This is a genomic window from Chitinophaga sp., from assembly GCF_035761305.1.
In the GTDB taxonomy this organism is placed as follows: domain Bacteria; phylum Bacteroidota; class Bacteroidia; order Chitinophagales; family Chitinophagaceae; genus Chitinophaga.
Map to the genome: position 1 here is coordinate 1 of NZ_DASTRI010000068.1, position 6144 is coordinate 6144.

Consider the following 6144-nt stretch of genomic DNA (forward strand, 5'->3'; position numbering starts at 1 on the left):
GTGTGCTGATAGTACTGGGTATTGGAGCAGCCATCCTGTTTTCACAGCAGCAACGGCTGGTAAGCTTTGCGCTGAAAGAGGTGAACAAACAGCTGTCGGGTGAGGTGGAAGTAAGCGGCAGCCGCATTAACATCTTCCAGAACTTTCCTTACATCTCCATTGGCCTGCGCAATGTGCGCTTTTATGCCGGCAAGCAAAAGGCCGGCAGGCCCATTTATGAGGCGGAGCGTATGTACGTTGGCTTTAGCCTGCCCGATATACTGCGGCAGCAATACCATGTAAAAGTGATCTTTTTAAAGAACGGCGCCCTTGACGTGGTAAAGGACCGCGCCGGCCGCCTGAATATCGTGGAGGCCAGCCGCATGAAAACAGGCACCGCGGCTGCCGCAGATACCAGCGCCGCGCCCCTGGACCTCGACATCAAAAAAATAGTGCTGCGCAATATGCGCATCACCTACCTGGATAAACAAAGCGGTCAGCAGCTGGCGGTGGCCATTGACCGTATACAGTCAGCCTTTCATGTTGACAGCACGCTGCTGCTGGCAGACCTGGACGGCAAAATGCTGGTTGACTTTACCACGCCCGGCGACACCACCCTGTTCCGCAACAAGCACCTGCAAACCAGCATTAAGCTGTCATACAACCAGGCTACAAAACAGGTGAAGCTGCCGGTGGGCAAGCTGCAGCTGGAAGACGCGGTATTTGACATTACCGGCACCGCCGACCTGCAGCACGGCAATGACGTGGATATTCATATAAAAGGGGATAAGCCCGACATGAAACAGCTGTTTGCCTTTGCGCCCGGGTCGGTAAGCAAGGAGCTGGAACATTTCAAATATGCCGGGCACCTTACTTTCGACGGCAAGGTAAAAGGCAAGGTGTCCGCGGAGCAAATGCCCCTGATAGAGCTGTCGTTTTCCTGTGCAGACGCCTGGCTGCATAACACGGCCGCCGACAAAAAGCTGGACTCCGTAGCCTTTAAAGGCTATTACACCAACGGCGCAGCCCATTCCCTCAAAACATCCGAGCTGCGCCTGCTGAATATGAACGCACGCCCTGGCCAGGGCCTTTTTAAAGGCAACTTTGTAATGCGCGACTTTACCGATCCGAAAATACTGATGCAGGTAGACGCTGACCTGGAGCTGGGCTTTATAGGCGCGTTCCTGGGTATACCCGATCTGCAGCGTATTACCGGCCGCATACTGCTGAAAATGAACTTCCGGGAAATGGTAGACCTGAGCGTGCCGGAACAGTCCATGAGCAGGCTTACCCAGGGTATTCAAAGCGAGCTTACAGTAAAAGAGCTCACCTTTCGCATACCGCACTACCCGCACATGATAGAGCACCTGAACCTGCATGCCGACATGCGCAACGGGTTTGTAAAGCTGGACTCCCTGTCCTTTAACCTGGGACATTCCGATTTCCGGATGAAAGGCGCTATCAGCGATCTGCCCGCACTCTTTCACCATCAGCAAAAGCCCGTGCTGGTTACCTTTAACGCCCACAGCAACCGCATGATCATGAAAGAGCTGATGGCCTTTGATACGGCCCGCATGCGCAAAGCCAAAGAGGAGATATATGGTTTTAACATAGGCGCTTCCCTGGAAACATCGGTGCATGAGCTGCAGCACCCCAACCCGCTGCCCAGGGGCAAGTTTAAAATAGAGCAGCTGCGCGCCGCCTTCAAACACTACCCGCATGCCTTCCACGATTTTGGCGCGGAGCTGACCATTGGCGATACTTCACTGCTGCTGCGCAATTTTGCCGGCCTGATAGACAGCAGCGACATACGTTTCAGCGGCAGGGTTAACAACTATGCGCTATGGTTCAACAAGGTAATGAGGGGTAAAACACAGATCGCATTTGACCTTAAATCAAAGCACCTGGCCATGAAAGACCTGCTGGGCAAATACAGCAGCCAGCGCGTGCCCAAAGACTATCACGATGAAGTAGGCAGGAACATATGGCTGCGCTCAAAGATAGACCTGCGCTACGACTCCCTGTTCCGCTTTGCAAAAATTAAGATCGCCAATATTTCAGGCTCCCTGCAAAAGCACGCCTTACAGCTGGACAGCATCAGCGGCCGTGTAATGGTGGGCGCCGATCATTTTATAAAAATGGACACGTTAAAGGGCAGGATAGGCCGCAGCGATTTTGACATCAGCATGCGCCTGTATGCCGGTAAAGACACCACCCGCAGAAAACGCGAGAATTTCCTGCGCTTTAACTCCCGCTTCCTGGATGTGGACCAGCTTACCAGCTATAACCTGAGCCCTGCGCAGGAAGCGGCCACGCCTTCCATTTCAAAAATGCCGGTTACCCGAACGGCTACACGCACATCGCAACATGCCAATGCCTTCAACATTTTTGAAATACCGTTCATCGACTTTAATGCAGCCATTAACATAGGCCGCATTAAATACCACCGGCTGTGGATCAAAAATTTATCAACCACTGCCCGCATGCTCAATAACCAGCACCTGTATCTCGATACGCTGAACATGGAAGTAGCGGAAGGCAGGGTAGCGGCGCATGCGCACTTTAACGGCAGCAACCCGGATAAGATATACCTTACCACCGCCATTAACGTGCAGGATATGAATATAGAGAAGATGATGCTGAAGCTGGACTACCTGGGGCAGGACTATGTGATCAACAAAAACATCAAAGGCCGCCTTACCGGCCGGATACGTAGCTATGTGCAGGTATACCCCGATCTTACCCCGCTCATAGACCATTCCAAAGCGCAGCTGGATGTAACCATCAGCAACGGCACGCTGGTGAACTTTGCGCCCATGCAGGCCATGTCGTCTTACTTCAAAGACAAAAACCTGAACATGGTGCGATTTGATACCCTGCGCAACAAGCTCACATTTAAGGACGGCGCGTTAACCATTCCCAATATGAACATCAATTCATCCCTGGGCTTTATGGAAATCTCCGGTAAGCAGTCGTTAGACATGCAAATGGAATATTACCTCCGTATTCCCATGAAAATGGTAACGCAGGTAGGCTTCCGCATGCTGTTCGGCAAAAAGCAGGAGGAGGTAGACCCCGACCAGGTAGACGCCATTGAGTACCGCGACAAGGATAAGAAGGTGCGCTTTATGAACATTAAGGTCACCGGTACGCCGGATAACTATAAAGTGGGTTTGGGCCAGCGCAAAAAAGCCTGACCGCCACTATATTGAACAGCAGCATTTACGCCTGTTTACGGACCTGCGTAAATGCTGCTTTTCTATTTGCGTCCGCCCAGGCGGTAGTTTGGAATGGCGTAAAAATCCATTTCGTTGTCAAAGAAATAAGCCACGTTGGAACCGTCTGCGGCGCCGGTCACAAAAATATCCCCGTCCTGGTCCTTGCCTATTTTGCAGTCAATAGTGGTATCTGCCTCCACTTTATCGTTGGTGTACAGCAGCAGCTGCACCTTAGCGGTTGAGTCGCTGCTAACAGTCACTATTATCTTGCCATGCTCGCCGTCGTCGCTGGGCAGGGCATGGGTGGATGGCGGGTTATACACTTCTACTTCGTAAAGGTTGTAGGTGCCCGCAATACCGGCGGGAGTGGGGAGGTCGTCATCGTCTTTCTTACAGGATGCCAGTGTAATCAGCGTGCATGCAAGCATGCCGGTCATCAATTTTTTCATATGGTTCCGTTTAAATGCTCCGGGCAGGGTTACGTACTGCTTGTGTGCCCGTGCTACAGTTAACAATAAGGGGCAAATATAATTGTTACAGGCTCCGTAATCAATACAGGCAAGGGTTACAAGAAAAGATTACGGAAAATAGCAGGTTCTGAAGGCAGGATGGTATATTTGACGGGCCAATTACGAACAACCGCCTGGCGCGCGCTTTATTACTATGCGTAACTTACTATTTTGCCTGTTGGCGTTTACACCTGCAACTGTATTTCCGCAGCTATATAAGATGCAGCCATTGGAAGAATTGATCAATATCAGCGATCCGGGCTGGGATTATGTAAAACAATGGATCAGCACTGCCACCAACCGGGTAGAGATACTGCCCTGCGATACATTAAAGGCAAAAGACGCGCTGTATAAAACACAAATCACCACGCGCTCACCCATGGGCGCTGTTATTTACAACACCGGCGGCCTGCTGATAGACCATGGCTGGATAAGGGTGCTGGGCTCCGGCAATGCGCGGCTGAACCGTTCGCTGCCTGACTGGAATAAAGGCAAAACATTCAGCCAGTTCGGGGAGCTGCCGTCGTTTCTGCTGGTGGCGGATGACGCGGTCGGCGGCTTCTTTGCCATTAACAACGGGGGCCTGGGTAAAGAAATGGGAATGATATACTACTTTGCTCCTGACCGCCTGCAATGGGAAAACCTGGACATGACGTATGCCGAATTCCTCACATTTTGTTTTTCAGGGAACCTCAATAAATTTTACAAAAACCTCCGCTGGAAAGGCTGGCAGGAAGCAGCAGCGCAGCTGAACGGCAATGAAACCTATAATTTCTATCCTTTCCTGTGGACAAAAGAAGGAAAAGATATTAACGCCGCATCCAGGAACGCGATTTCGGTAGAGGAGCAATACATCGTGAACATGAGCATGCGCGCACAGCAGCTGCAGCATACGCCTTAAAGCGTGTATACACTGCAATACCGCAGCATGGCCCGTTAAAAACCCCGTTTTTACAGGATAACCTGCTATCTGCTTTTACTTTATTTTAGATGCTATTATCAACCTTTTAACCTTATTTTGATATGAAAAAGAAAGCATCACAAAAACTGCAGATCGTAAAGATCAAAATTGCGAAGCTGAGCAAAGCCAATGCACCGGCAGAGAACAAGCACCGCACGCTGCCTACCACCCAGTTTGTTTCCTGCGGTGAAACCTATTGGGTTTGCTGATAGCGCACAAACACCGGAAGTTTTTTAGCAGCAAGGGTGTATGAGCCGTAAGGTTTGTACACCCTTGCTGCTGCAGGCAGGTGCTATTTTACAATTACCGGAGTATATTCGCAGCTGCATAACACACTATTATGAGCACAGTAACCATTGCCGATTTTGAAAAGCTGGACATTCGCGTAGGGAGGATCATTACTGCCGAAGATTTTCCCGAAGCCCGCAAGCCCGCCTATAAGCTTACCATTGACCTGGGCCCGGAGCTGGGTATTAAGCGCTCATCGGCCCAGATCACTAAGAATTATACCAAAGAAGCGTTACCCGGTACCCAGGTGCTGTGCGTAGTGAATTTTCCGCCCCGGCAAATAGGTCCTTTTATGTCCGAAGTGTTAACCCTGGGCGTGCCCGACGCCCATAACGAAGTGGTGCTGGTGCAACCGGAGCGCGACGCGGTGCCCGGCGGCAGGCTGTATTAGAAATAATGCGCCCCTGCTTAAACAAATTATCATGGCCGACTGTTTATAGAAAAAACATTCTGCTTACCCCAAAAGAATTACTATGGCCAGGTATGGTAATATCCTTTCCCTGTACAACAGCAGCGGCGCCGATGTTAACAATGTGATCAGCGTACTGCAAACCAACCAGGTGATACACCAGCAGGTGGAGCAAACCTTTTTTATTGAAACCACTTCCAAAGACAATACAAAGGCAGTGGTAAAAGGCCTCACAGACCTGAATATCCCGTTCACCTTCTTCCACGACGGTAACCCCAACCGGTCCTACCTGTTCTCGAATAACATGGACCCCGAGGTGATTGCCATGATCAATAAAATATTATTTGAATAACTGTCAACTACCCGTTATGCAATTGAGGTATTACTGGCTGCTGGTATTGCTGCTGAACGCAGGTATGGCGGCCGCTCAAAAGAACGAACCAAAGGGCTCGTTAAAGGATTTTATACAGGTGTACCCTGTTGGCGATGATGCGGATATTAACGTGCGCACCAGCTACGTAAAATATGAAAAGGTGCTGTTTGAGGCCAACCCCATTGTACGCTACAGCTTTGCCAATAATATTATGCAGGGGCTGGGGGAGGATAAGCATCATGTACGGGCCTATTATGCTGCTTTTACGCCCCAGGTGCGCATGTACACCGATAACTCGCTGCCGGTGAAAACGCCTTCTTACCGCATTCTGCTGGGCACCCAGCAGGTGTTCCGCTTTGGCAACAACCTGTTCACCATTGCGCTGGAAAGCGGGCACTATTCCAACG

Annotated in this window: 7 protein-coding genes; 6 read left to right on the forward strand and 1 reads right to left on the reverse strand. The window is 50.6% G+C overall.

Translation table 11 applies throughout. From position 1 onward, the window contains the following. A partial coding sequence (locus tag VFS25_RS06435; protein WP_326461303.1) for an AsmA-like C-terminal region-containing protein occupies positions 1-3176 on the forward strand: 3176 nt, incomplete at its 5' end. 62 nt (positions 3177-3238) lie between these two features. On the opposite strand, the gene VFS25_RS06440 is transcribed toward VFS25_RS06435, so the two are convergent. Then, the gene (locus VFS25_RS06440) at positions 3239-3646 is read right to left on the reverse strand and encodes a hypothetical protein (protein WP_326461304.1); all 408 of its coding nucleotides are present in this window, start codon (positions 3644-3646) and stop codon (positions 3239-3241) included. Between the two features lie 214 nt (positions 3647-3860). On the opposite strand from VFS25_RS06440, the gene VFS25_RS06445 reads away from it, so the two are divergent. The 5 genes from VFS25_RS06445 to VFS25_RS06465 form a co-directional block, all read left to right on the forward strand. Then, positions 3861-4607 (forward strand): DUF2625 domain-containing protein, encoded by a 747-nt coding sequence (locus VFS25_RS06445; protein WP_326461305.1) that lies wholly within the window; start codon positions 3861-3863, stop codon positions 4605-4607. A 122-nt stretch (positions 4608-4729) separates the two neighbouring features. Beyond that, on the forward strand, positions 4730-4876 hold the full coding sequence (locus VFS25_RS06450) for a hypothetical protein (RefSeq protein WP_326461306.1): 147 nt from the start codon (positions 4730-4732) through the stop codon (positions 4874-4876). Between the two features lie 131 nt (positions 4877-5007). Next, complete coding sequence (locus VFS25_RS06455; protein ID WP_326461307.1) at positions 5008-5346, forward strand: tRNA-binding protein; 339 nt, start codon at positions 5008-5010, stop codon at positions 5344-5346. Positions 5347-5428: 82 nt separating this feature from the next. Then, positions 5429-5716 carry a hypothetical protein gene (locus VFS25_RS06460; RefSeq protein ID WP_326461308.1) on the forward strand — a complete coding sequence of 96 codons (288 nt, stop codon included), beginning with the start codon at positions 5429-5431 and terminating at the stop codon, positions 5714-5716. A gap of 16 nt (positions 5717-5732) precedes the next feature. Beyond that, on the forward strand, positions 5733-6144 hold a 412-nt coding region (locus tag VFS25_RS06465), incomplete at its 3' end, for a hypothetical protein (protein ID WP_326461309.1).